The organism is Paenibacillus sp. cl123 (assembly GCF_900101595.1).
Classification (GTDB): Bacteria; Bacillota; Bacilli; order Paenibacillales; family NBRC-103111; genus Paenibacillus_G.
Genome location: NZ_FMYY01000023.1, coordinates 40912 through 67736 on the forward strand (window position 1 = coordinate 40912; position 26825 = coordinate 67736).

Consider the following 26825-nt stretch of genomic DNA (forward strand, 5'->3'; position numbering starts at 1 on the left):
CTGAATCGAAACTACGATATCGTGTGAGGAAGCGGCTTAAAGTTCAACGGATTAGATAAACGTATTTTACCGATTTCAGCATTCCCTCGTCCCCATTCCCCCGTTAATCGTTCCATCTTCTGATCTTTTCCTTCATATAGACTGAAGGCGGAAACCCCGTCACTTTTTTGAATACCTTGTTAAAATGCGATTGCTCGCAAAAACCGAGAAAGTCGGAAACTTCCCCGACATTCATCTGGGAATTGGATAATAGGTCGCAAGCGGCCGAAATTCGGAGCTGCTGCGTATACTCGGTGATCGTTTGCCCGGTCGAATCTTTGAACAACCGGCTTACGTAGTTCGGGGTACGCTCCACGACTTGCGCCAGCTCGGCCATCGGGATCGTACGCCTGTAATTCACGGCGATATAATTTTGCAGTTGAACGATCATGCTGTAGGCTTTGTCCAGCTTGGAACCGGAGGAGCTCTCCTCGTTGACGACTGCGAGCATTTCCAGCAGAATGCTGTGGCAGAAGGTGGAGGCATACTGTTGTTTGCGCAGCCAGTGCTGGGTCAGCAGCGAGAAGCGCTGCTTCATATAATCGTACTGAAACAGCTTAACCTGGAATGCCCGTTCCTCGTTCAGTATCGTCAACCCTTCACCCGTCCCGTAGTAACGGAAATGAGCGACGTACATCTCATGGGAAGCGGAAGCTTGATTTATCGCGGAGCGGACAGCCCCTTCCGGTATGTACAAAATATCCCCCTTGCTCAAACGATACCTCTCGTTCCCCACCTGATAAGTAATGGAACCGTTCGTCATCAGCAGCAAAATTCGGTTTTTCGTCTTGGCCTGCGGAACGTACCATCCAGTTTCGCAATGTTCATAATAAATGGCAACAGGCTCGATCACATTGATCACTCCCTCGTTTGATCAAATGGCTAAATTGTAGAATCATTCAAATTATTATATTGCCGTTCATTGAGCAAAGATCTTGCAAATACTAAGCTTATATTAGATCGCATGTAAAGGAGAAATACAACCGATGAACTCATTATACCAAAGAGCAAAGGCGCGTGTCGGCGTCATTCATGTTGGGCATGCTCCCTATTGGAGTCAATTTCCCGGCCTAAAAGAAGAACTGGAAGGATACGGACGCGAATTCGAAGACATGATGCGGGAAGAAGCCGTAGAAGTCGTCTCCGGAGGATTTGTGGACGACGTAGAAAAATCGTTTGCCGCAGCTGCGGCGTTGAAAGCCCAGGATATTGACTTTCTGTTTTGTTTCCTGACGACTTATGTGACATCGTCGTCGGCGGCTACGGCCATTATGAATCTGAACGTACCGACTGTACTCGTTGCTCTGCAGCCGCTCAAGAAGCTTGACTATGACCGAACGACCACGTATATGCAGCTGGCCAACGACAACATTTGCTCCTTGCCGGAAATCGGCGGGGTGCTCATCCGCGCTGGGAAGCCGGCGGCCGGCATGATTGTCGGGACGCTGCACGACGATAGTCGGGCCCGGAATCAAATAAAGGAATGGTGCCGCGTGGCAAACGCCAAGCGTGCGTTTAAGCATGCGAAGATCGGCTACTTGGGCCACACGTACGAAGGCATGTACGACATGAATACCGACCCGACGGCGTTCACGGCGACGTTTGGCTCGCATGTCCAGATGATCGAGATGGACGATTTAGCCAAACATGTAAACGGGGTCAGTCCGAGCGAGGCCCGAGCCAAAATCGATGAAATTACTAGTGTTTTTACGATGGCGGATCCGTATCTCGACCCTATAACCCGTCCGATCAAGCCCGAAGATTTGGAATGGTCGGCCAAAGTGGCCGTTGGCCTCGACAAGCTGATTGCGGATAACGGATTAACCGGACTTGCCTATTACTATAAAGGACTGAACAACAACGAGTTTGAACGGATCGGCTCGAACATGGTGCTCGGAAATTCGCTGCTGACAGGCAAAGGGATACCGCTTGCCGGCGAAGCGGACTTGAAAACATGCGCCGCCATGCTGATCATGGATCGACTGGAAGCGGGCGGATCGTTCGCCGAGCTGCACCCCTGCGACTTTGTGGACGATATCGTCCTCGTCGGCCACGACGGGCCGCATAATATCAAGATCAGCGACGGTCGGCCGATCATACGCGGGCTTGATGTGTTTCACGGCAAGGCGGGGTCCGGGCTCGGCGTTGAGTTCAGCATTAAGACCGGGCCGGTCACCATCCTCAGTATTTCGCAAACGGCCGACGGCCGATACAAAATGATCGTCTCCGAAGGTCAATCGATCGCCGGACAAATTCCGCAAACAGGCAATACGAATACGCGCTGCAGCTTTAATCGGAGCGTGGCGGAGTTCGTGGAGCAATGGTGCTCAGCCGGTCCGACGCACCATTTTGCCTTGGGAGTCGGCCACATTGGACGGCAAATTCAAAGAGTAGCCAAAGTGATGGGCATCGAAATCCAGGTTGTATAGGGAAGCGCGCTACCATTTCAGAAAGGGGCAATCCAGGTGAAGCTGTCAGCTGCAAAAAAACCGCTGCAACGCGTGACGCTCGAAATGAGTTTGAAGCCGTTCAAATGTCTCGAAATCGAATCTATAGAAGCCGTATGCGTCGAGGCGATCCGGCAATGGGCGCCGCTGATCGGCATCTCTTCTTCCGTTTCCGTACTGCTCTGGGTAGCGGACGGTAGTGAAATATTGGTTTGGGACGGAGATTTGGAGAAGGAAATGGAGTGGGCGAAATATATCGGATTCGCCAACGAGTGGACGTTCAGCCATATCAAGGACGGCAAGGACGATCCGAAGACGGCCATCGCGTATACCGAGCATCCGGTCCGTATGACTTACGGCGATTTGAAGACGATTATTGCATCCTTGAAAAAAGTAGGATCGGAGCAATTCGGTTTGACGATCGAGGTGGGAGCTACGTTCGACGCGGGTCCCGAGTTCGCTTACTCCGATTTCAAATACAAGGACCATCCCGAAATCAACCGTGCCGAGCTGGGCGGTGCGTATGTTGCCTTGAAGGCCGACTACACGGTCGTATGCACATGGTCGGAGCTGAAGGGTGACGGTAAGCGCTACGCGGCTTATCCGGACGGCATACCCGAGGGGACACCTTTTGGGAAATTTTTCGGCAAGCAATGCGCCAGCTTTATTCCGGCACTAGGCTTCAACTATATATGGTTTTCCAACGGCTTCGCGCTGTCGTACTTCCCTTGGACTTACCTGGGAGCCAACTATAACGGCGAGGAGCTGGGACTGGCCGATTACGAGGAGCTTTCCGGCAAAGTAATGTCGTTCTGGGACATGTTCAAACAGGAATGTCCAAATTACCGCACCGAAATTCGCGGTACTAATTTCGGGACGGGAATGGATTTGGCCAAAGATTGCATCCCTCTGCGGGATCTTTACCGGAAGCAATATATCGAGTTTCCTCCGCCCAATTCGCCGTGGGGGGCGCTCAATTACGATTTCGGTCTCGAGATGGCGGGTTATATGTCACGAATAGCGGAGCTGCCCGGGACGACTTACCCGTACCGCTTTTACCCCAATGATCCCTGGTTTTGGCAAAATCCCTGGACGGATCTGTACGATCGCGAACCGCACGATATTTATTGCCCGCTTAGCGTGGCGAGACTTAACGAACGGGGCGCCGCGGAGCCGCCGGGCATCGTGGAGCTGCTGACCATTGACACGGAAAAGGGAGATCTCCCCGAAGCTACGGCGCTAGAGGTTTCCACCCACATTCGCAGGGCGCTCCAGGATTTTCCGGACAAACCGGGCTTGCTGACCTGGATTTATCCGTTTGACGAGCTGCACGATGTGGCTGCCGCCGCCCATCCGTCAGGCGCAGACGCGGTATTTTTTAATGATTGGTTTATTCGTAATGCAATTAATGAAGGCTTTCCGTTGAACACGGTAATCAGCTCCGGGCATTATAGACAATTGACGGAAGAAGGCAGTTCGGCGTTGGACGATACCGTCCTCGTGACTTCTACGTTCTGGCTTCGGGAACATTCGGCCGAAGCGATTGCAAAGCGGGTTCGGCAAGGCGGCAAAGTGCTGCTTTACGGCCCGATCCGGGATGCGGCCCTGATGGAACTCCTGAATGTGGCCCAAGCAGACGGCATCGAAGGCGAATGTCAGCTGACGATCGAGCTGGAGACGGACATGGCGAAAGGGAACGCCCCTAGTACGATGGCACTGTACCATCGTTCTATGATTTCGCACGGGGCGATCAGCGAAGTTGTCGCCGACACTCATAATACGAATACGATCGTACGGGCCATTGCCGAGAAGGAAGGGGAGCAGCGCGTATTTGCTTTACACCGGGCCGAGCCGGATTGGAACGGGGGAGCCGTCTCCTGGGTCAGAGGCTCGCTGCCTTACAAGGAAGCGGGCGTTACACACCTTCCCGTTCGTCAAGACCAGGCGTACGGGGACAGTACGGTGCTGGCGCGGCTTGCACTTCAAGATTTCGGCTATAAGCTGCTGCAATCGAAGCTTGGGCCGGAATCCCCGTCGGCGCTTCTGTTCATCAGCCGGCGTCAAAACGGATTCCAGTTTACGGGCTGCAAGCAGGATACGTCCGTGCAGCTTGCCTTCCGATTCCCGGACGGGGCTCCGCTGCTAATCGGACAGTCTGCGGAAATCGGCGACGGGGCTGCAACGTATTCGCTTGACCGGACGTTCCGCGACGAATGCCGTATATTCGTCGATCAGCGGCAGCCATCCCTTGTATCTTGCAGGGAAGTGTCGGCGATTCCGACGCCGAACAAGCGATTTTTGCACAATTTGCCTGTCCGGAAGCTCGTTGTCAGCAACCTGAACGACGCGAAGGTGACACTTTATCCCCCCGAGGAAGCGATCGAAGCCGGGCGGGTGGAAGTCAAGCACGGCGACCGGTACGTTCCGCTGGAGGAAGCACGGCGCGGAAGCAAGCTGGTGCTCGAAGCGTTGAGCGGATCGATCGAAATCACCTGGTAAAACGAAAGAAAACCCGACTATAGCCTGACAGGCGGTGACGACTCATGACAAGCGATGCCCGCAAGTATCCCGGGACGCCTGAAATGTACGTATATTTGCCGACCGGCTCGACGCTGGTCAGCAATCCGATGGATATGAAAGGCTGTACCCGCTGCCGCGTATATGTGCAGTCGGCGGAGGGAGGCTCGATCGGAGTAACGGTCAAAGGAGCGCCCAATGAGGACGGTATGTATGTGGAGGAGTTGGATTCCGGCTCTGTACGCGCGAATATAACCGGTTCCGTCTCATTTGTATTGAATGATGTGTCCCGTTTTTTGAAGCTGTATTGCAGCGGGGTGACCGGAAGCTGGACGGTTTGGGTTGTCCCGATGACGTAAGGAGGGGCCTATGATTCGAGTAGAGGATATGGCGTTAACCTACAGCGGTAACTGGACGCATGTGAGTACGGCGAACGGAAGCATGGAAAGCCGGCACGATTCGGACGGCACGCCCGAATCGAACGCATCGGCACATTGGTACGGCTGGTGTACCGGCTTTAAACTGTACGGCACGAAAGCGGACTTCGGGATCGCGGATATATACGTGGACGGTTCACTGCACGGACGAGCGGACTATTACAGCCCGCAAGCGGTGCATGGCGCGCTCGTTTACACGGCGGCAGGATTGGCCCGAGGGTTCCATTCGATCGAGATTCGCAAATCAGGGACGAAAAATCCCGCCTCGGCTGGGGCACATATTACGATCGATTATTTGAAGGTGGAAGTGGCGAAACCCGAGCCGCTTCCCTACAAGCAAATCGTATGCATCGGGGACTCCATTACGTTTGGGGCCAATGTGGCGCAAAGGCCGCAGCAATTGTACGGCAGAATGCTCCAACATATGCTGTACGTGCCCGTGAGCATCCATGGCCTGTCGGGGGCAAGTATTGGCATCATAACGAACGTGCTGGAATCGGTCGTCGCCCCCCGAAATCCGGATCTCGTGCTATGGCTGGCCGGAATGAACAACGCGAATCCATTGGCTGAGCTTGAGCAGGGTCTTGACAAATTGCAGGTATGCGTACCCGACGCCGACTTGATCGTAGCGACGATCCCGTACAACACGTATTATACCGAGCAGCAAAATAGGATCAAAGTCCATGAAGTCAAGCAAGCCTGCGCGAACAAAGGAATCCCGTGCGTGGACATGTATGCGCCTACCCGGGGAAATACGTATATCAACAAGCCGGAAGGGACGGTTCATCCGAACGAGGAAGGCCACGGCGTGATCGCGAGCCTTTTTTACCGGGAACTGATGAAGCGTTATGCGGATTAGCGGCAGCCTGTAAAAACACCATATCATATGCGAACGCGCCAATCCCGGAAACCGCCTCTTCCTCATCCACAACGGGTTTATGGCGGTCTGTCCGTAGTATGAAGCTTATCCTCTTGGCAAGGGGGCTTGGTGAATGTATAAGGTGATCATCGTTGAAGACGAAATGCTCGTTCGGCTGGGGCTCAAAGGCTCTGTGCAGTGGGACAGGTTCGGCATGCAGGTCGTGGCGGATTTTTCTGACGGTTCGGCTGCATTGCAATATTGTTACGACGAAGGGTTTCCGGATGTCGTGATTACCGATATCCGGATGCCCAGGATGGATGGCGTGGAATTGATTGCGAGTATACGCGAGCAGAACAAGAAAACTCGCATTATCGTATTGACCTGCCTGGAGGAATTCGAGCTTGTCCGCCGATTGATGTCGCTTGGCGTATCCCATTACCTATTGAAATTGGCGATGACCGAGGATGAGCTCGGACATGCGCTCAGCTGCATCCGCGCGGAGCTGGATGAGTTAAGCTCCGCTATGGAATCGCCGGACAAAAAACGGCTGAAAACGATCAATCTGGATTTGGTCAAGGAGAAATATATCAAAGATTTTTTGTTTTACGGCATATATTCCGTGGAGGAATTCGGGCAGTTTGTCGTTGAAAACGGATTCAGGCTGACGCCTGTTCGAAACGTTGTTTGCATCATGGAGGTCGACAGCTACTTTGCTCTGAAACATAAATTTCGCGACGAGCACGGCCATTTAATCAAAAACACCTTGCTTAATATGTTGTACGAGATCACCACTACCTGCCAAAAAGGTGAAGCGGTGTTTCTCGATGAAACCCGTTATTTGCTCCTGTTCAGCTTTGAAGATCTTGCCTCCGAGCAGTCGATCGTGCAGCAAATTCATTCGATGCTCGGCACGATTCAGGAAGTGATTTGCACTTGCTTTAACGGCTCGGCGTCATTCGGGATCAGCGGCGTGCACAGTGGGTACGTAGCGCTGCGCAAGCTGTACGCGGAAGCAGTCAGAGCGCTGGATAACAAATTTTTTGCGGGTCCCGGCCAAAAGCATACTTCGTTGGATGGCGTCAATCTGAGCGGCATTCACGCGCAAGTGCAAAGCATACGGGAATACGCGCCGCTGCGCGAGATGATGAGTCCGATAAAGCTGGAGCAATATGACCTCTACATGGCGGAGTTTGTTCGTTCCTTGCAAGAGGGGGAGAAGCCAATTCGGATGTCGTTGTATTCGCTCCTCCAATGGCTGAACACGAACGTATATGACGGCCGCCACGATGAGAGGAAACAATTGCAAACGATTACCGAAACGATGGACTGCTGCGATACGCTGCCGGAAATGCTGGAGCACGTCCAATCGTATTTGACAAACCTTGCCGAGCAGTCGAGGTCCGCCCTTCAAACGAGCGGTGATATCTCGAAAGCGATCCGGTACATCCAGATGAACTATGACCGGGACATCAGCCTGCAGCAAGTAGCGGACCATGTCCATCTAAGCCTTGGCTATTTAAGCAATTTGTTCAAGAAGGAGCTGCGCATTACGTTCGTCGAGTTTCTAAACGGTTACCGGATCGAACGGGCCAAGGAGCTTCTAACCGGCTCCCGGCTGAAAACGTGCGACATTGCTGCCAAAGTCGGATTTTCGCCGGAATATACGTATTTCAGCAAAGTATTCAAGAAAGTTACGGGACTTAATCCGAATGAATATCGGAAATCGTTCAACCGATCTCAAAATCGTTCAACTCCGCTTTCAACCGCTCAACCGCAAACGGCCAAAAAGCGATGATTGTTCAACTATTTAGCAGTTTCTTTCATTTTGCTTACCTCCTAAAGCCAATAGTATAGATACAAGAAGATAGATCTAAGACCGATCTATCCGACGATTATCACTAGTGGGGGGAAGATCTCATGAAGGTAGGAAGGCGCAGTTTCACTTTTGTACTGGTTGCGGTTTTCATGTTTTTCGTAGTCGCGTGCAGCGGGGGAGGAGGCGAAGCGACGGATGTGAAGCAGCCGGCCCCGGCCGAGGAGAATAAGTCTACGGAAAAGTCGCCCCAGCAGAAGCCGCCGGCGGAAGAGGACTGGACGATGGACTTCGATCTAGGCGGGCGTAAGATTAAGGCCACCGCTTGGTGGAAAATCGAATTCGGCGATTCGCCGGAGCACCAGGAAATTAAGAAAAATATCGAAGAGCTGCAGAAGAAGCACAACTTTACGATCGAATTCGTAACGACGCCGTTCGCCAATTTGAAAGAGCTTGCGACGAGCTCCATACTTGCGGGCGAGCCTATCGCGGACGTGATCCGGTTAGAACGCAGGGCGCTGTTCCCGGGTATGGTCACGTCCGGGCTGGTCACCCCGCTGGATGAAATCATCGACTTGAAAGGACCGGCCGGCAAATATATCGACCCGATGATTCGAGAAACCATCGGAGAGTTCCGCGGTCACGTCTACGGATTCGAAAAAAGCTATTCCGATTTCTCGGGCTTGTACTACAACAAGAAAATGCTTGCCGATGCTGGCATCAAAGATCTGCACGAATATGTCGCCGAGAACAAATGGAACTGGGATACGTTGAAAGAAGTTTTGGGCAAGGTGACGAAAGGCGATACGTTCGGTCTGGCGGGATCCCAGCTGGCCATTACCGCCCATGCGCTCGTCTCCAACGGCGGCAATTTCCTCGATATCAATGAGGGCAAAGAAAAGCTGTCTGATCCGAGGTCTATTGAGGCGCTGACGTTCGCCCAGGAGCTGGCGGGAATAGCGAAGGTATCTAACGACTCGGCGGCGGTCAAAGCGGCGTTCAACCAAGGCAAAATTCTCATGTATGTCGGCTACCAGTGGGAAGGGGACGGATTCGTTAAAGACATGGGCGAAAATTTAGGCTTCGTGCCATTCCCGGTCGGACCGAAAGGAACGGGCTACAAATCGATCTCCAACCCTCCGAACTTCTGGACGATTCCGAAGGGCGCGAAAAATCCGAAAGAGCTCGTCTACCTCATGTCCAAAATTTTCAAGACGAAGCCGCTCGAGGAATATACCGGACAAAGCCGTCTGGAGGGCTATTTTGCCGATGAGAAGGATATCAAGGCGGCGAGAATGATGATGCAATCTCCCCAATATACGGTGATGAACCATGACTTGTTCCCGGATTGGAACGTTTATCAGATGCTGAACCAGCTGTATTTGGAAAAACTGGCGCCGGCCACGGTTGTCGAAATGAATAAGCAGCTGCTGCAAGCGGCGATGGACGATGCGCTGAAGAAGAAATAAGAAAGCGAGATGCAAACGGTAAGGGTGGATGGCACGATGATCGGATACGTAACCAGATATCGCGGTGTTCTAATCGGAATAGCAGTCATTCTGGCGCTGGTCTGGTGGTTCTCCGGCGACAGTGCGGCTGACGACCATCCGGGTGAGCGGGTTGATCTCGAGGGATTGCAGACGTATGCGGAGAACAGCTACCAGAACTACTTGAGGCTGCACCGGGACAAGGCCCGGCCCGGCACGAGTATACAAGTCGAGGGTGAGGCATACAGCCGTGCGGAAGGCGAGGCGGAGACCGTGTCCGGCCCAGATCCGATCAGAGGCAAGGCGCTGAAGACAGGTGAGACGGGGCAGGTTACATGGACGTTTCAAGTGCAGGAAGCAGGCTTGTATAACCTCGGAATCCGCTATTATACCGTACAAGGGAAAAGCTCATCCATCGAAAGGAAGCTGCTTGTTAACGGGCAGCTTCCCTTTCAAGAAGCGGAGTCGTTCATCTTCGATCGCGTCTGGACGAATGAAAGGCAGCCGTTTAAACAGGACAATCGCAGCAACGAGCTGCGGCCCAGTCAAATCGAGAAGTTCATGTGGCAGGAAGCATTGTTCAAGGATGCGAACGGGCTGACGGAGAAGCCGTTTCTGTTTTACTTTCCGAAAGGGGAAAACACCTTGACGCTGCAATCGCTGCGCGAGCCGGTCGTCATCGATTATATCAAGCTGTACCAGGAGGAGGAAGCGCTGGGGTATGCCGAGCTGAAGGACGCTTATGCCCGAGTAGGCGCGAAGTCGCCTGCGAATATCTCGATTAAGGTGCAGGGCGAGCATGCCATGCACAAGTCGTCTCCTACCTTATACCCTCAGCCCGACCATACTTCCCCGTCGGTCGAGCCTTATCATGTATCGAAAATTCGCATGAACTCGATCGGTGGTCAAAACTGGCGCATGCCGGGACAATGGATGGAATGGACGGTGGACGTCCCGGAGGAAGGCCTGTATAAGCTGGCAATCAAGGGCAAGCAAAATTTGGCCAGAGGCATTTATTCCAGCCGGAAGCTGTACATCGACGGAAAGGTGCCGTTTAAGGAGGTCGAAAGCAACCGGTTCTACTACGATGCGGACTATCAGCTCCATACGCTTGGCGGCGCCGAGGAGCCGTATTTGTTTCATCTCACCAAAGGGACGCACACGATCAGGCTGGAAGTAAATTTGGGGGATATTTCCCCGCTCATTCGCACCGTTGAGTCGAGCGTTCTCGAATTGAACGCCGTTTATCGGCAAATCTTGATGATTACGTCGGCTCAGCCGGACCCGTATCGCGATTATCAGCTCGAACGCCGTATTCCAGATTTGGCAAAGGGATTTACCGCGCAGCGGAATATCCTGTACACCGTAGCAGAGCAATTGCGGGACATTACGGGAGAGAAAAGCGATAAAACCGCGATTTTATACACGCTGTCCAGACAGCTGGAGGAGATGGCGCAAAATCCGCATACGGTGGCCCAGCGTCTCGACCAGTTCAAAATCAATATCGGTTCGCTCGGCACATGGCTGCTGACGATTCGTGAGATGCCGCTGCAGCTTGATTACTTGCTGGTCGCTTCACCGGATGTGACGATGCCGGCCGCCCATAGTCCAATTTCCGACCAAATGAGGCATGAGCTGGGTGCGTTCTTCTACTCGTTCATCGAAGATTACAATACGATCGGCAGTGTTGCCGAAGCCGATCAGGAGCGCATTACGGTATGGATCGGCACCGGGCGCGATCAAGCGCAAGTCATGAAGGAAATGATCGAGGACACGTTTACAGCGAAAAACGGCATTCATGTCGATTTGAAGCTGGTCGACAACGGCACGCTGCTGTCCGCTACATTGGCCGGACAAGGGCCGGACGTAGCCCTGGAGATCGGCACGGCCGATCCGGTCAACTACGCGATGCGCAACGCGGCATTCGACGTCAGTCAGTTTGCGGATTTCGAGCAAGTCGCGTCGCGGTTTCGGGAAAGCGCGCTCGTGCCGCTGCGATTTAACGGCGGCGTTTACGCCCTGCCCGAGCAGCAGCTGTTCAGCATGCTGTTCTACCGCAAAGATATTATGAACGAGCTCGGACTTGAAGTTCCGGGTACATGGGACGATGTGCATAAGATGATTCCGGAGCTGCAGAAGCGGTATATGCAATTCGGGCTGCCGATCCAGGATCAGAAGTCGACGATGACGCCAAACGATACGTTCTCGATGCTGCTGTTTCAAACGGACGGAAACTATTACGAGGCCGGCGGCAAGCGAAGCGCTTTGGATCAAGACGTTGCGATGCGCGCTTTCGGAAGCTGGACCGACTTCTATACGAGCTACAAGTTTCCGCTCCAGTTCGACTTTATGAACCGGTTCCGGCTGGGTGAAATGCCGATCGGCATCGCACCTTACAATACCTACAATGTATTGACGGTAGCCGCGCCGGAAATTCGCGGACTGTGGGATTTCACTGTCGTACCCGGCACACCGGATGCCAGCGGCGGCGTTCGCCGCGAGGTTGCAAGCGGGGGGACCGCGGTCATGATGCTTCAGCAAGCGAAAAACAAAGAAGCTTCGTGGCAATTTATGAAATGGTGGACAGATAAGAATACGCAGGTTCGCTTCGGCCGCGAGATGGAAAGCTTGATGGGGGCGGCTGCCCGATACCCGACGGCCAATATCGAGGCGCTGCAGGAATTGCCTTGGCCGGTTAAAGATTATCAGAACCTGGAGAAGCAGTGGCAGTGGGTGCGCGGAATACCGGAAGTGCCGGGCGGCTATTTCACAGGCCGGCATCTGGACAACGCATTCCGCAAAGTTGTCAATCTTGGAGAAAATCCGCGCGAAGCGCTGTACGATCACGTTCTCGTCATCCATAACGAGATTGCGCTCAAACGCAAGGAATTCGGATTACCGGACGAAACGGAGGTGCCCGCAGATGCAGCAGCCGACCACTAAGCTCGCCGAATCGAAATCACCGCTGCTTCAAGGGGGCGGACTGCGGGCTTCCGTCCTGCTGCAGGATATATGGGCGAATCGGCACTCGTATGTTCTGATGGGGCCGTACATGCTGCTCTTTTTCCTGTTCACGGTGCTGCCCGTAGCGCTGTCCCTGTTAGTCAGTTTCACTTATTTCAACTTGCTCGAGTTTCCGAAGTGGGTCGGCTGGGACAATTACACCCGGTTGTTTCTTGAGGACGACGTGTTTCTCATCGCGATCAAGAACACGTTTCTATTCGCTTTTATTACAGGCCCCGTCAGCTACCTGGCGTGCTTCATCTTCGCTTGGCTGATCAACGAGCTGCCGACTCGGATACGCGCGTTGATGACGCTGGTTTTTTACGCGCCGTCCATATCCGGAAACATTTTCTTCATCTGGCTCATCATGTTCTCGGGGGACAGCTACGGGTATGTGAACGGATTTCTGATGAAGCTCGGCCTTATTCTCGAGCCGATTCAATGGCTGCAGGACGAGCGCTTCGTGCTGTGGATCGTCATGCTCGTTCAATTATGGCTGAGCCTGGGCGTCAGCTTCCTCGCTTTTATCGCCGGCCTGCAGTCGATCGACCGGACGTTATTCGAAGCGGGGGCGGTCGACGGCGTCCGCAACCGCTGGCAGGAACTGTGGTATATTACGCTGCCTTCCATGCGTCCTCAGCTTCTGTTCGGAGCGGTCATCCAGATTACGTCGTCGTTCGCCATTGCCGAAGTGTCGGTTGCGCTTGCCGGGTTCCCCAGCGTCAATTACGCGGCGCATACTGCCGTTACGCACTTGATGGATTACGGCTCGATTCGCTTCGAGATGGGCTATGCTTCGGCGATCGCCACCGTCCTGTTCGCCATCATGGTGGGCAGCAATATGGTTGTCCAGAAACTGCTAAGGAAAGTGGGTGAATAGACCCAAGTGAGCACAATGGCCGCCCATTCCCAAAAACGACTAACCCGTTCCTTTTGGGGCAATGTTGCCGTATTCCTTTTCCTCGGCATGTTCGGTGCCTTTATGGCGCTGCCGCTCATTTATACGGTTAATAATGCTTTTAAGCCGCTCGACGAGCTGTTCTTGTTTCCGCCGAGATTTCTGGTCCGAAATCCGACGCTAGACAATTTTTTCGATTTGACCAACCTGATGGCGAACTCCTGGGTACCGTTTACGCGTTATGTGTTCAATACGGTATTCATTACGCTCGCGGGTACCGTTGGCCACGTCATTCTCGCTTCGGCAGCGGCTTATCCGCTTGCAAAGCATAGGTTTCCCGGCGCGAAGCCGCTTTTTACGATCGTCGTTCTGTCGTTGATGTTCTCTCCGCATGTAACGGCGGTGCCGAACTATGTGATTATGTCCTGGCTGGGGCTGATCGACAGCTATACGGCGGTGATCGCTCCAGCGCTCGCCTCTTCGCTCGGCCTGTACTTGATGAAGCAGTTTATGGAACAAATTCCTGATACGCTGCTGGAAGCGGCCAAGATCGACGGGGCGAGCGAATACCGGATTTTTTGGCAAATCGTGATGCCTCTCGTCAAGCCGGCCTGGCTTACCTTAACGATCCTGTTGTTTCAAGTATTGTGGGGGACGACCGGGGGGAGCTTTATTTACAGCGAGGAATTGAAAACGATGAGTTATGCGCTGGGCCAAATATTGGCCGGGGGAATCGTTCGTGCCGGCCCTGGCGCGTTCGTCGCTCTGCTGATGATGTCGGTGCCGATTACGATTTTTATCGTTTCGCAGAGCAATATCATCGAGACGATGGCCAGCTCGGGCATGAAGGAGTGAGGCGATGAAGGGACTTATGCCGCTGAGCTTTATCCGGATTGTCGTCCTGACCTTCGTGCTCGCCCTTATCGTCCCGATAGAGAACGGTGCTTACGCCAAATCGCCCTATGAAGGATACGGCTATTCGTATTGGGGAAAGACGATTCCGGCGCCTGTCGCGTATAAGCCGGGCCGTACCGTTAGCGGCGGCTCTCTCGGAATCGGCCATTTCAACCAGCCGAGAGATTTGTTCGTCGCACGGGACGGTAGCATTTATGTTGTTGATACCGGCAACGCTCGGATCGTCGTCCTGAACGCCGCATTCGAATTCGTCCGGGAAATTACCGGCTTCGATAACCGTCGGAAGGCGGACAATTTCAACTCGCCGAACGGGATATTCGTAACCGACGACAACGACATGTACATCGCCGATACCGGCAACAGCCGAGTCGTCCACTTGGATGCTGCGGGAAAGCTGGCCGGGCTGATCGAGACTCCGAAATCCGAAGTGCTTACCGCCGGCTTCGTATTCCTGCCCATTAAGGTGGCAGTCGATAAAGCCAAACGCGTATACGTCGTTGCCCAAGGAACGTTCGACGGCATTATGGAGTTCGATGCGGACGGACGGTTTACCGGGTTTACGGGAACGAATCGGGTCCGTTTCAGTATGGTCGATTATTTCTGGAAAATGATTGCCACCCAAGAGCAGCGCGATCGCATGCAGCTGTTCATTCCGACCGAGTATACGAATCTCGATATCGATCCGAACGGTTTCCTATACACAACAAATTCCGATGCGAATACGGCATCGCCAATCAAGCGCTTGAACCCTACGGGCATCGATGTGCTCCGCAAGGAAGGTTATGCCGTCCCTTCCGGAGACTTAAAGTATATCCGATTTGGCGAAGCCAGCGGTCCATCCTTATTTACGGATATTGCGGTCCGGGATAACGGGGTGTACAGCGCGCTCGACGTGAGACGGGGGAAAATATTTACTTACGATTGGGACGGGAATTTGCTGTATATATTCGGCAAGCTCGGGAACCAGAAAGGGACGTTTCACACGCCGGCGGCGATCGATTATGCAGGGGATTCGATCCTTGTCCTCGACCGGGCGCTGAACCGGATTACCGTATTCGAAACGACGCCGATCGGCAGGCTGATCAATCAAGCGGTCGATTTGCATTTTAAAGGCAAGGACGAACAATCCGCGGAGCTATGGAACAAGGTGATCGAGTACGACGCCAACTATGATATCGCTTATACCGGGATCAGCAAAGCGAAGCTGCGGAGCGGAATGAACAGGCAGGCGGCCGAATATGCCGGACTTGGCATGGATAAAGGCTATTATTCCAAGGCGTTTCAGCGGTACCGCAAAGACGTGATGCGGGAGTACTTCGGCACCGCGATGTCGCTGGCGTTCGTCCTGGCGCTGGGCGTTCTCGTCCTTAGAGCAATCCGAAGAAAGAAAGGAGGAGAACGTCGTGCGTAAAGAGCTGCTATTGTTTCCGTTTCATCTCATCGTCAGACCGTTTGCCGGCTTCTGGGATCTGAAATACGAGTCCAGGGGCAATGGGAAAATAGCCGGCCTGATCGTCCTGCTCGTCTTCATCGGCCTCGTCGTCCAAAACCAGTATGGAGGCTTCATCGTTAATTCGGCCAATCCGGAGCAGTTCAACAGCCTGGTCCAATTGCGCAACGTACTTCTTCCGTTCTTTCTTTGGAGCGTGGCGAACTGGTCGCTAACGACATTGATGGACGGCGAAGGGAAATTTTCGGAAATTTGCATCGCAACCGCTTATGCCATGCTGCCGCTCGCTCTCATTCTGATTCCGAACACGATATTGAGCAATTGGATTACACGCGAGGAAAGCGCTTTTTACTTTTTTTTCAACTCGGTTGCGTTTTTTTGGTTTTTGTTTCTGCTCTTCGTCGGTACAATGACCGTCCATCAGTATACGGCCACAAAGACGCTGGTTACGATCTTGCTTACGCTGGTCGGCATGGGCTTTCTGTTATTTCTCGGGCTGCTCTTATTCAGCCTGATTCAGCAAATGTTTTCGTTCGTATCCACCATTTATCAAGAGATTGTATTCCGGAACTGAGGAGGAAATCAGATGAACTATCGGCTTCTTGTCACCCTCTTGACTGTACTCCTCCTCGGGGGAACCGCTGCGGTCATTTGGGGCTTTCAGCCGGAAATGTCGGCTTTGCCGTCATCGGCTTGGACGAACGCGGCCAAGCCGGCAAATGCGACAGGCGCGGCTAGCGTGACAGGCGCCAAGGCAGCGTCCTTCTCCCGCCCGCAGGTGGAGCTTGAAGGAATGAAGGGGATCGTAAGCAACGGCATGCTGTCGCTGTATTACGAGGAATCGAGCTCGGGCATTGCAGTGCGCAACGACCGTACGGGCACGATATGGCGGTCTAATGCGCCGGGTGCGGCGGACGATCCAATCGCAACCCCGGCGATCAAAAACGCCATGAACTCGCCCGTTGCCTTCACCTACTACAACAAAGCGAGGCAACAGGCGATCATGACCTCGTTTGGAGACAGCGCGGCCCATGGGCAGGCTGCAGCGGAGCCGATCGAGGGAGGGCTGAAGGTTACGTATCAGTTCGGCAAGCCGAAAACGGAAATCGATACGCTTCCGCAGCGAATCAGCAAGGCGCGACTGGACAGCATTACGAATAAGGCGGGAGATTCCTTCCATCGTTATTTAAGTAACGCCTACGTCATCCGGGACAATCCCGATGTGTACGAGCGTTACGACGATGGGTTGAAAGGGACGGTGCTGCGTAAAACGCTGGAGGCGTTCCGGCTTGCCGGCTACAACGAAGCGGAACTGGCATTAGACAATGAGGAGCATCATATTGCAGTTGCCTCCGACAACAGCGAGAAATACAAGCTGTCGATCGAATACAGACTGGACGGGGAACAGTTTATCGTCCGTATTCCGGTTAACGAGGTGGAGTATTCGGCACTCACTCCTCTGACGGACATATCCGTTCTGGAGTTTTTCGGTGCGGGCAGCCCGGACGACGAAGGCTATTTGCTCGTGCCCGATGGCTCGGGAAGCTTGATCCATATGAACCGAGCGGAGCAGTCGACAGCTCCTTATGAGCAGAGCGTGTATGGAGAGGACCCGGCGGTTAACGTGCGACGGCCTTATTCGGTAACGGAAACGGTCCGTATGCCTGTATTCGGCCTGAAGAAAAACGATCAGGCGCTGCTGGCGATTATTGAGAGCGGCGCGGCTGCGGCGAGCGTAAAGGCGACATCGAGCGGTTATCTCAGTGCGTTCAACCATGTATTCGCCGAGTTTCGTCTGCTGTCCCGGGAGATGATCCGGATCGAGGCGGGCAATACGTCGCGCGAGCTTCCAACGTATCAGGAACGGCCGGAGAGTGAAGATTTCGTCATTCGATACGTATTACTGGAAGATCGGGCGGCGAACTACTCGGGAATGGCCCATGCGTATCAACGCTATTTGGTCGATCGCGGCATGCTGGTTAAGCGTGAGAGCGCCCCAAGCGATCTGCCGTTCTATCTGGAGGTGATCGGCGCCATTCCGCTGGAGAAAAAGATGGTCGGCATTCCTTACGACACGATGCAGCCGTTAACAAGCTTCGAGCAGGCGCAGGCGATCGTCCGGGAACTGCACGGCAAATCACTGACCAACACGAAGCTGCTGTATACGGGATGGTTTAACGGAGGCGTGAACCATTCGCTTCCGACCAAGGTGTCCCCCGAACGGGTACTGGGCGGCGCGAAAGGATTAAAGGAGCTGGCGGCGTTCGGCCGTGAAGCGGGGATGACCTTGTATCCGGATGTACGGTTTGCAGCATTATATCCGGACAGTTCGCTTACGTACAGCCCGACCAAGACGGCCGCGCGGCATTTGAACCGGAGCTTGGCGAAAGTTTATCCGTATGACCCGGCGACGGGACGTCTCGATCGGGAAGCCGATTCCGCTTACTTGCTTGCTCCTCAAGCTTTGCCGGGCGTAGTCGAGCGGTTTATGCAAAGCTATCGTCCATTCGGGCTTCAAGGCTTGAGTGTGCGAGATCTGGGAGATACAGTGCATGCCAATTACCGCAAAGGGCAGACAGCGGGCCGGACGCAGGCGCAAGCGATGGCAGCTGCTCAGATGAAGCAACTGCGCGAGCAAATGCCGGATACCGAACTGCTCGTTCGCGGGGGCAACGCCTACGCATTCCCCTACGCGCGGCATATCGTTGATGCGCCGATGACGGACAGCGGCTTCCATACGACCGATGAACCGGTTCCGTTCTACCAGCTTGTGCTGCACGGATTTATCGATTACGCGGGCGCGCCGTACAACTTGAACCAAGAAGCCGACATTCGCGACTATATGCTGAAATGTATCGAATACGGTTCGAACGTGTTTTTTGCCTGGATTTACGAGTCAAATTCCCTGGTGAAAGGTACGGCATTCAACCATCTGCACGCCGTCCATTACCGGACCTGGATCGAGGATGCGGCGGCTGCTTACAAAGAAATCAACAGCGTGCTCAAGGATATCGCCGGCAGCAAAATGATATCGCACGAGAAGCTCGGGCAAGATGTGTATAAAACGGTGTTCGAAGGCGGCAGGTTCGTTATTGTGAACTACGGCTCGCGTCCTGCGACGGTTGAAGGGATAACAATCGAGGCCCGTGATTACTACGCGGGGGGAATCGGTCATGAAGCGGATTGACCAGCTCAGCTTTGAGAAGCGAAGACGGTATATGGCCATGCTGTTTGTGCTGCCGTGGTTTATCGGATTTTTGTTGTTTTTCATCGCCCCTCTCGTAACGTCGCTCCGGTTTGCGTTCAGCGAATTGAACATAACCGGCGGCGGCTACGAGTTGATCGGCAAGGGATTCGATAATTTCATGTTTATATTTACGGTTCATCAAAACTTTACCCGGCTGCTGCTGGAAGCGGCGCTGGATATGATCATCAACGTTCCGCTAATCGTTTTATTCAGCTTGTTTCTGGCAACGCTGCTGAATCAGAAGTTCCGGGGCCGGGCAATTGCCCGGGCGGTATTTTTCCTGCCGGTCATTTTGGCTTCCAGCGTCATGTCGAGCATCGAGAACTCCAGCTATATGGCGGAGCTGATGGCGGGGGAATCGGGTTCGGGAGTGATGCAGGTGCTGCAAAGCCTGGATCTCGAGCAAATGATGCTGGAAAGCGGCTTTCCCCCTACGATTGTCGGCTACTTGACAGGAGCGGTCGACCGGATTTATTCCATTATCAGCATGTCGGGCGTACAAATTTTGATTTTGCTGGCGGGACTCCAGTCGATTCCCCAATCCTTGTACGAGGCCTCGAAGATCGAGGGCGCTACAGGCTACGAAGCATTCTGGAAAATTACGTTTCCGATGGTCAGCTCCTTGATCCCGATTGTGGTCGTCTATTCGATCATCGATTCGTTCAAAGACAACGAAGTAACGACGCTAATCCATAATGTCGCATTCAGCAATGTCAACTTCGGCGTCAGCTCCGCGATGTCGTGGGCGTACTTCCTGATGGTCGCCGTTATACTGGCCGTCAGCATGGGGCTCGTCTCCAGAAAAGTGTTTTACAACAACTAAAAAAAGGGGGCAGGAGGCGTGTCGTTGGCAACGGCAACAAGACTGAAAAACGGTTTATGGGTATTCACCCGATCGGTACTGCTCATTGGCCTGATCTTCGTTGTGCTTTACCCGATCTTGGTCAAATTGGTGACGATGATTAAAGACAAAAGCGATATTTACAATCCCGTCGTCGTCTGGATTCCGGAGAGGCTGACGCTGGACAATATGAAGGTCGTATTTCGAATTATGGAGTACGGCTCCACGCTGCTCAATACGTTTACCTTATCGCTAACGACAATGATATTTCAGCTTGCGGCATGCTCGCTTGCCGGCTACGGCTTCGCGAAATGGCAGTCCAAATGGGGGAAGCTGCTGTTTGCAGGCGTTGTCGCGACGATTGTGATTCCACCGCAAACCATCGCCGTGCCTCTCTATTTGTCGTTCAAAAGCATGAACATGTTGAATACGTATTGGCCGTTTATTCTGACGGCGATTACCGGGAACGCCTTGAAGTCCGGATTGTACATTTATATATTCCGGCAGTTTTTCATGAATATGCCCAAGGAGCTGGAGGAAGCCGCGTTCGTAGACGGGGCGGGCGTGTTCAAATGCTTCACCCATATTATAATTCCGAGTGCGGTTCCGGCGATTATTACCGTTTCGCTGTTTTCCTTCGTATGGCAGTGGAACGATACGTTCTTTACGGGCAACTTCCTGACGGGAATAAAAGTACTTTCGAACGAGCTCGTCGCCCTGCCGGCGAACGTAAACAACTACCTGGTGTTCGATGCGCCGGGCGCAAGTCTGGAAACCGCCGCCAGCGTCGATCCGTTCTACGCTTCGATGCTTGTGTCGACGGGTCTGATGCTGTCGATTGCCCCGCTGCTCATTATGTACTTGTTTGTGCAGCGCTATTTTGTAGAAAGCGTGGAGCGTACGGGGATCGTCGGGTAACAAATAACATGCGAGGAGAGGACGAATGAGATGACATCGATACAAGGATTGAAGATCAGCGACAACGGCCGGTTTTTGTGCTATCAGGATGGGACGCCGTTTTTTTGGCTGGGGGATACGGCATGGGAGCTTATTCACAAGCTCGATCGAGAGGAAGCGGACGAATATTTGGGAAACCGGGCCAATTTGAAGTTCAATGTGATTCAGACCGTCGCTTTGGCCGAGTCGCACGGACTGACAGCAGGGAACCCGTATGGCAGAACACCGTTGCTGCAAAATGAAACGGGCGTATTCGACCCGAGCTTGCCGGATACGGAAGGTACGGGACATTATTGGGAACACGCCGATTACGTGATCGACCGGGCCGCTTCGCTCGGTCTGTATGTAGCTTTGCTGCCCACTTGGGGAGATAAGTTCCATCTGAAGCATGGGAAAGGTCCGGTTATTTTTAACGAAAAAAATGCACGGGTGTACGGGGAATGGATCGGCGACCGGTATAAGGACAGGACAAATATGATCTGGGTGCTCGGCGGCGACCGGTCATTGGTCACCTACGAACACTTCGCGATTATTCGGGCGATGGCGGAAGGAATCCGGACGACAACCGGTGGCCGTCAACTGATGACATTTCATCCGCAAGGGTGGCAATCGTCCTCCTACCATCTGCACGAGGAGTCCTGGCTGGACTTCAATATGGTGCAATCGGGACACGGACAGCGGCTTATTTGCAACTATACGAAAATTGCCGAGGATTACGATAAAGTTCCCGTTAAGCCTACATTTGATTCGGAGCCTTGCTATGAGGACATCCCGATCGGCTTCAAGCCGGAGAACGGTTACTTCGATGCGGCGGATGTGCGAACGGCTGCCTATTACGGGGTGTTCTCCGGGGGATTCGGCCATACGTACGGGCATCACAGCATATGGTCGATGACGACGGAGCCGGGCGTCAATCGACTCATGCACTGGCGCGACGCGCTGCCGCGGCCCGGAGCGGCCCAGATGCAGCATGTGCGGACGCTCATGGAATCGCGGCCGTTTTTCGACCGGGTGCCGGATCAAAGCCTGATTGCGAATAATCGTACGGGAGCCAATTATATGACGGCGACGCGGGGGACGGACTATGCGATGATTTACTCTCCGAACGGTGTCCGCTTCGAGGTCGTGATGGGCAAAATCGCCGGGGACCGGGTAAGAGCGTCGTGGTTCGATCCGCGCAGCGGCATGTATTTGCAGGCAGGAACGTTTCCAAATGACGGAATCGCGGAATTCATGCCGCCTTCGAGCGGAAGAGGCAACGACTGGGTGCTCGTGCTCGATACGGAGAGCGAATAACGTTCGATGTCGATCTGAAAAGTTCATCCTGTAACGATCTGATGGGGGAGGATGATCGATGGAACCTGTTGTGCTGCGAGCGGGCCGGTTGCAAGCGGAGTTCGAAGAAGGGGGATTGCGGTATATCGCCTTTAACGGAGTGGAAATCGTCAGAGGCATCTATGCGGCGGTGCGCGATCGGGATTGGGGCACGGTAACGCCGCGCATACGGAATGTTCAAATAATGGAAGACGCTAACGGGATGACCGTGCATTTCGGCTGCGAGCATGCGGAGAACGATATCGACTTCTTCTGGAACGGTGAGATTCGGTTGGAGGATACCAAAGTGCGGTTCAATTTCGACGGGTATGCGAGAACCGGTTTCGACAAAAACCGGATCGGCTTCTGCGTGCTTCATCCGGTGACCGTTGCCGGGCTAGCGGCAACGATCCATACGGCAAGCGGACCCGTGTACGGGGAGTTTCCGTCAGCCATTTCCCCGCACCAGCCGTTCCTCAACTTGCTTGGGATGCAATTCGAACCCGTGCCGGGCATCCGTGCCGAGCTGTCGTTCGAAGGGGATACGTTCGAGACGGAGGACCAGCGCAACTGGACGGACGCTTCCTTCAAAACGTACTGCACGCCGCTAGCACATCGGTTTCCGGTACGGATCCAGGCCGGGCAGACGATCAAACAGGCTGTCGAGCTGCGGATACATGGAGGCGTGGAAGCGGCTATCGCGGCTGAGAAGGAGTGTTGTATCCGACTCGACGCGGGGGGCGCGAAGTCCGGGAAGCTTCCCGAGCTCGGTTTCGCCGTTCCGGTTTCGGAGGAACAACCGAGCAAGCCTGACCGGGAATGGTTGTTGCAGTTGAACCCATCGTTCCTGAGACTGACCTTGGATTTGCGCGATTCCGGATGGGGCCGCGGCGTGGACTCGGCCGCTCTTTGGGCCGGCAGGTACGGCTGCGGCATCGAGCTGGAGCTGCTGCTGGATACGTATGAGCGCCTGCGGGAGTTGATGGGGTTAATTGGGCAAAAGCGGCTGCCGATCAAACGCATCATTCCTTATGCCGCGGGAGCGTTCATTGCCGGACGCGATGAGATTCTGGCTGTGAAGCGGGCGCTGCGGACTATCTCCGCCGATACGGAGATTGAGGTCGGCGGGGGCACCCGGGCGTACTACGCCGAATTGAATCGTGCGGTATTGCCTTTGGATGTCATGGAGTTCGCCGTTTACTCGATGAATCCGCAGGTGCATGCTTTCGATGACCGGTCGTTGATGGAAACGGTCCCGATTCAGCGCGACACTGCTGCAGATGCCGCAGCGAAAACCCGCAAGCCGCTTTGTATCGGACCGGTTGCGTTGAAGCCGAGATTGAATCCGAACGCGGCTGGGGGAGCAGAAGGACGCATACCGGTTTCCGGGCAAACGGACGAGAGACAAGGCAGGCTTTTCGGGGCGGCCTGGACGCTCGGGAGCATCGCTTCTTTATGCGGCGAAGGCGCGGACCCGATTCGGTCCGTGTCCTTTTACGAGCTGTGGGGACCGCTTGGTCTTGTCCATCGCGGGGTTAAGCGTCCGCTTTTCCATGTTTTTGCCGATATCGCCGCGGTTCCTTCAGCCGCCGTAATTCCGCTGAGCGGCTGCGGCTCACGCCTCGCGGCATTGGCGTTGAACGGCAGCGGAGGATGGCTTCGGCTGCTGCTGGCCAATATGACCGACGCGTGGCAGGAGGCGGAGCTTGCGGTCGGAACGTACCGGTCGGCGACGATGCGGATACTGGACGGGACATCGCGGGCTGCCTCGTGCGCGGGAGAGGACGAGGCGCCGGCGGAACGGCCGGCTGGCGCGGACTCCGAGCCGATTCGGATTCGGCTTGCCCCGTATGCTTATGCTTGTCTGGATATACACGGTTGGAGACTGGAGGGAGCGTCAAGTTGAGCAATTGGAGTACGTCTTATGTTCGTGCCTCCTATTTTATCGAAACGCCGCATGATCCGATGCATGCGGCAGAAGTGATGGCCGGCGAGCAGTCGACCGGGACGTTCGTCGCTGTTCCGGGGGAAACGGCGGAGCTGAAAGCGAGAAGCGCAGCCCGCATTGTCAGCGTGAAGGAGCTGGACGTCGTCTCTGTGCCGGCGCTGCCCGGCGCCAAGCCGCCGCGAGGGCATAACGGGCGCTATACGCGCTGCGAGGTCGTGCTCGATTTTCCTTACGTCAACTTCGGGCCGTCCATCCCGAATTTAATGGCCGCTGTTGCAGGGAATTTGTATGAATTACAGGAGTTTTCCGGCATTCGGCTGCTCGATCTGGAGCTGCCGCCCGAATTTGCCGCTGCGTATGCCGGGCCCAAATACGGCGTGGAAGGTACGCGCAAGCTGATGAACGTATTCGGGCGGCCGATGATCGGCACGATTATTAAACCAAGTGTCGGCTTAAGCATCGAAGAGCTTGGCGGCATGGTGAGGCAACTGGCGGAAGCGGAACTCGATTTCATCAAGGACGATGAGCTGAATGCAAGTCCGCTGTTTGCGCCGTTTGATCGCAAAGTGAAATCAGTGATGGAGCAAATCGAACGGGCGGCTGACAAAACCGGGCGCAAGACGATGTATGCGTTCAACATTACCGGAGACATCGACGAGCTTCGACGCAATCACGATCTCGTGCTGGAAGCGGGAGGCACCTGTGTGATGGTCAGCATCCAAAGCATCGGTCTTGCAGGTCTCGCCTACCTGAACCGTTACAGTCAGCTTCCGATTCACGGACACCGGAATCAATGGGGGATGATGACCCGCTGCCCGCTGCTCGGCATGGAGTTTACCGCGTATCAGAAGCTGTGCCGGCTGGCCGGCGCCGATCATCTGCATGTGAATGCGCTTGACAGCAAGTTCTACGAAAGCAACGAATCGGTGCTGCGCTCGATCCAGGCGATCCGCAAGCCGTTGTTCGGCTCCTATGAAGCGGTGCCGGTCCTTTCGTCCGGACAGTCGGCCGTTACCGCGGACGCGACATACCGGCTGATCGGGACATGCGACATCCTGAATGTCGCCGGCGGAGGCATACTGGCTCATCCAGACGGTCCGGCGGGCGGAGTGCTCAGTATGAAGCAGGCGTGGGAGGCCGCGCAAAGCGGCATTCCTGCGGAGCAATATGCGAGAACGCATCCGGAGCTGAAACGGGCGATCGATACGTTCGGCATAAACAAGTAAGGAAGTGGCTCGATGGACTTAGAATTGCACGGCGGACGACTGCTGCTCTCCTTCTACGGGGACGATTTTACGGGTGCGACAGATTCGATGGAAGCATTAACGATTAACGGCTTGAAGACAGTGCTGTTTCTGGAGCCCCCCGAGCCGAAGCAGCTTGCAGATCGGTTCCCGGACATTCGGGCGTTCGGCGTCGCCGGGGTCGGACGGTCGATGGGACCGGACCGCATGAAGCGGGAGCTTTGGCCCATTCTGGCATGCTTGAGAAGCTTCCCCACGCCGATCGTGCATTATAAAATTTGCTCGACGTTCGATTCGTCGCCGGCGGTTGGGAGCATCGGGTATGCGATGGAGCTGGCCGCCGAAGTTTTCCCGGAGCAGCGCTGCATTCCTTTGCTGGTCGGGGCGCCGGCACTGCAGCGGTATACGCTGTTCGGCCATCATTTTGCAGCGTCTGGGGGAGACGTGTACCGGCTCGACCGTCATCCCGTCATGTCCCGTCACCCGGTAACGCCGATGGAAGAGTCCGACCTGCGCGCCCATTTGTCCAAGCAGACGAAGAAGTCGGTCGGCCTGCTGAATATTGTCGAGTTAGATGGAGATTACGAGGAGATGAAGCGACGATATGCGGACAAAATGGCCGGACGGCCGGACGCGATCCTCTTCGACGTGCTGGACGACATGCGGCTGCAGCGGGCGGGAAGGCTGATCTGGGAGGAGGCGCTGGACGGGAACGTACGATTCGTTGTCGGATCGTCGGGCGTTGAGTACGCGCTGGCCGCTCATTGGCGGCAGCGAGGCATCGCGGCTGCGGCGACATCAACAATGACGGCATCGGCGCAACTTGCCGGAACCGGTCCGGTCGAGCGGCTGCTTGTCGTATCGGGCAGCTGTTCCCCGGTTACGGAGACGCAAATCCGCTATGCGCTTGCCCGCGGGTTTGTCGGCATCCGGGTCGATGCGGAGCGGCTCATCGAGCCGGATGAAGCGGAGCAGACGGTGAACGAGCTGCGGCAGCGTGCATCCCGCGTGCTGACTGAGGGGGGGAGTCCGCTGCTGTATACGGCCATGGGGGCGGAAGACAGGAGCATTCGGACGATTCAACAGAAATTGACGGCAGCCGGCAACGACGTCTTCGATACCGGACGTCTGCTTGGTGAGACGCTGGGCCGTCTTACGAGGCTCATCGTGAACGATAACAAGCTGAAGCGGTTCGTCGCCGCAGGCGGAGATACATCGGGTTACGTCACCCGGGAGCTCGGCATTTACGCGATCGCATGCTTAAGTCCGATCGCTCCGGGCGGGCCGCTTTGTATCTCTTACTCCACAAATTCCGATTTCGACGGACTGGAGCTGGCGCTTAAAGGCGGGCAGGTGGGGCAAGCGGATTACTTCGTTCGGGTCCGCGATGGGCAGTAACAGACAAA

At 54.7% G+C, this 26825-nt stretch carries 19 protein-coding genes; 18 read left to right on the plus strand and 1 reads right to left on the minus strand.

All coding sequences use genetic code 11. From position 1 onward, the window contains the following. Positions 1–103: 103 nt before the first annotated feature. The gene (locus BLR08_RS25090) at positions 104–892 is read right to left on the minus strand and encodes a helix-turn-helix domain-containing protein (RefSeq protein WP_072336562.1); all 789 of its coding nucleotides are present in this window, start codon (positions 890–892) and stop codon (positions 104–106) included. A 133-nt stretch (positions 893–1025) separates the two neighbouring features. Between BLR08_RS25090 and BLR08_RS25095 the strand changes: the two genes are divergently transcribed. The 18 genes from BLR08_RS25095 to BLR08_RS25180 all read left to right on the plus strand — a co-directional run bounded on the left by BLR08_RS25095 (position 1026) and on the right by BLR08_RS25180 (position 26817). Continuing rightward, positions 1026–2468, plus strand: a complete 1443-nt coding sequence (locus BLR08_RS25095; protein ID WP_072336565.1) for an L-fucose/L-arabinose isomerase family protein — start codon at positions 1026–1028, stop codon at positions 2466–2468. Between the two features lie 36 nt (positions 2469–2504). Continuing rightward, a complete protein-coding gene (locus BLR08_RS25100) occupies positions 2505–4985 on the plus strand; it encodes a hypothetical protein (protein WP_072336568.1) in 2481 nt (826 codons plus the stop codon). A gap of 44 nt (positions 4986–5029) precedes the next feature. Next, on the plus strand, positions 5030–5362 hold the full coding sequence (locus BLR08_RS25105) for a hypothetical protein (protein WP_072336571.1): 333 nt from the start codon (positions 5030–5032) through the stop codon (positions 5360–5362). 10 nt (positions 5363–5372) lie between these two features. Next, positions 5373–6299, plus strand: a complete 927-nt coding sequence (locus BLR08_RS25110; RefSeq protein WP_072336574.1) for an SGNH/GDSL hydrolase family protein — start codon at positions 5373–5375, stop codon at positions 6297–6299. A gap of 133 nt (positions 6300–6432) precedes the next feature. Then, the gene (locus BLR08_RS25115) at positions 6433–8097 is read left to right on the plus strand and encodes a response regulator (protein ID WP_072336577.1); all 1665 of its coding nucleotides are present in this window, start codon (positions 6433–6435) and stop codon (positions 8095–8097) included. 122 nt (positions 8098–8219) lie between these two features. Next, positions 8220–9584: an ABC transporter substrate-binding protein gene (locus BLR08_RS25120; protein ID WP_072336579.1), complete on the plus strand. Its 1365-nt coding sequence runs from the start codon at positions 8220–8222 to the stop codon at positions 9582–9584. Between the two features lie 36 nt (positions 9585–9620). Continuing rightward, positions 9621–12545: an extracellular solute-binding protein gene (locus BLR08_RS25125; RefSeq protein ID WP_072336708.1), complete on the plus strand. Its 2925-nt coding sequence runs from the start codon at positions 9621–9623 to the stop codon at positions 12543–12545. Beyond that, entirely contained in the window at positions 12526–13485 is a 960-nt protein-coding gene (locus BLR08_RS25130; protein WP_083537488.1) for a carbohydrate ABC transporter permease, read from the plus strand. The genes BLR08_RS25125 and BLR08_RS25130 overlap by 20 nt, the downstream gene beginning before the upstream one ends. A gap of 15 nt (positions 13486–13500) precedes the next feature. After that, positions 13501–14358 (plus strand): carbohydrate ABC transporter permease, encoded by an 858-nt coding sequence (locus tag BLR08_RS25135; protein ID WP_072336582.1) that lies wholly within the window; start codon positions 13501–13503, stop codon positions 14356–14358. Positions 14359–14362: 4 nt separating this feature from the next. Then, positions 14363–15829, plus strand: coding sequence for an NHL repeat-containing protein (locus BLR08_RS25140; RefSeq protein ID WP_072336586.1), 1467 nt, complete (start codon positions 14363–14365; stop codon positions 15827–15829). Next, on the plus strand, positions 15822–16442 hold the full coding sequence (locus tag BLR08_RS25145) for a YIP1 family protein (protein ID WP_072336589.1): 621 nt from the start codon (positions 15822–15824) through the stop codon (positions 16440–16442). The genes BLR08_RS25140 and BLR08_RS25145 overlap by 8 nt, the downstream gene beginning before the upstream one ends. Before the next feature lie 12 nt (positions 16443–16454). Continuing rightward, the gene (locus tag BLR08_RS25150) at positions 16455–19055 is read left to right on the plus strand and encodes a DUF5696 domain-containing protein (RefSeq protein WP_072336592.1); all 2601 of its coding nucleotides are present in this window, start codon (positions 16455–16457) and stop codon (positions 19053–19055) included. Further along, positions 19042–19938: a carbohydrate ABC transporter permease gene (locus tag BLR08_RS25155; protein ID WP_072336595.1), complete on the plus strand. Its 897-nt coding sequence runs from the start codon at positions 19042–19044 to the stop codon at positions 19936–19938. The genes BLR08_RS25150 and BLR08_RS25155 overlap by 14 nt, the downstream gene beginning before the upstream one ends. Positions 19939–19956: 18 nt before the next feature. Next, on the plus strand, positions 19957–20874 hold the full coding sequence (locus tag BLR08_RS25160) for a carbohydrate ABC transporter permease (RefSeq protein ID WP_072336598.1): 918 nt from the start codon (positions 19957–19959) through the stop codon (positions 20872–20874). A 30-nt stretch (positions 20875–20904) separates the two neighbouring features. Then, a complete protein-coding gene (locus tag BLR08_RS25165) occupies positions 20905–22209 on the plus strand; it encodes a glycoside hydrolase family 140 protein (RefSeq protein WP_072336601.1) in 1305 nt (434 codons plus the stop codon). Positions 22210–22267: 58 nt separating this feature from the next. Continuing rightward, positions 22268–24133 (plus strand): D-apionate lactonase family protein, encoded by a 1866-nt coding sequence (locus BLR08_RS25170; RefSeq protein WP_072336604.1) that lies wholly within the window; start codon positions 22268–22270, stop codon positions 24131–24133. Further along, entirely contained in the window at positions 24130–25401 is a 1272-nt protein-coding gene (locus BLR08_RS25175; RefSeq protein ID WP_371117705.1) for a ribulose-bisphosphate carboxylase large subunit family protein, read from the plus strand. Before BLR08_RS25170 ends, BLR08_RS25175 begins: the two co-directional genes overlap by 4 nt. Positions 25402–25413: 12 nt before the next feature. Next, entirely contained in the window at positions 25414–26817 is a 1404-nt protein-coding gene (locus tag BLR08_RS25180) for a four-carbon acid sugar kinase family protein (protein WP_072336607.1), read from the plus strand. The last annotated feature ends 8 nt before the right edge of the window (positions 26818–26825 follow it).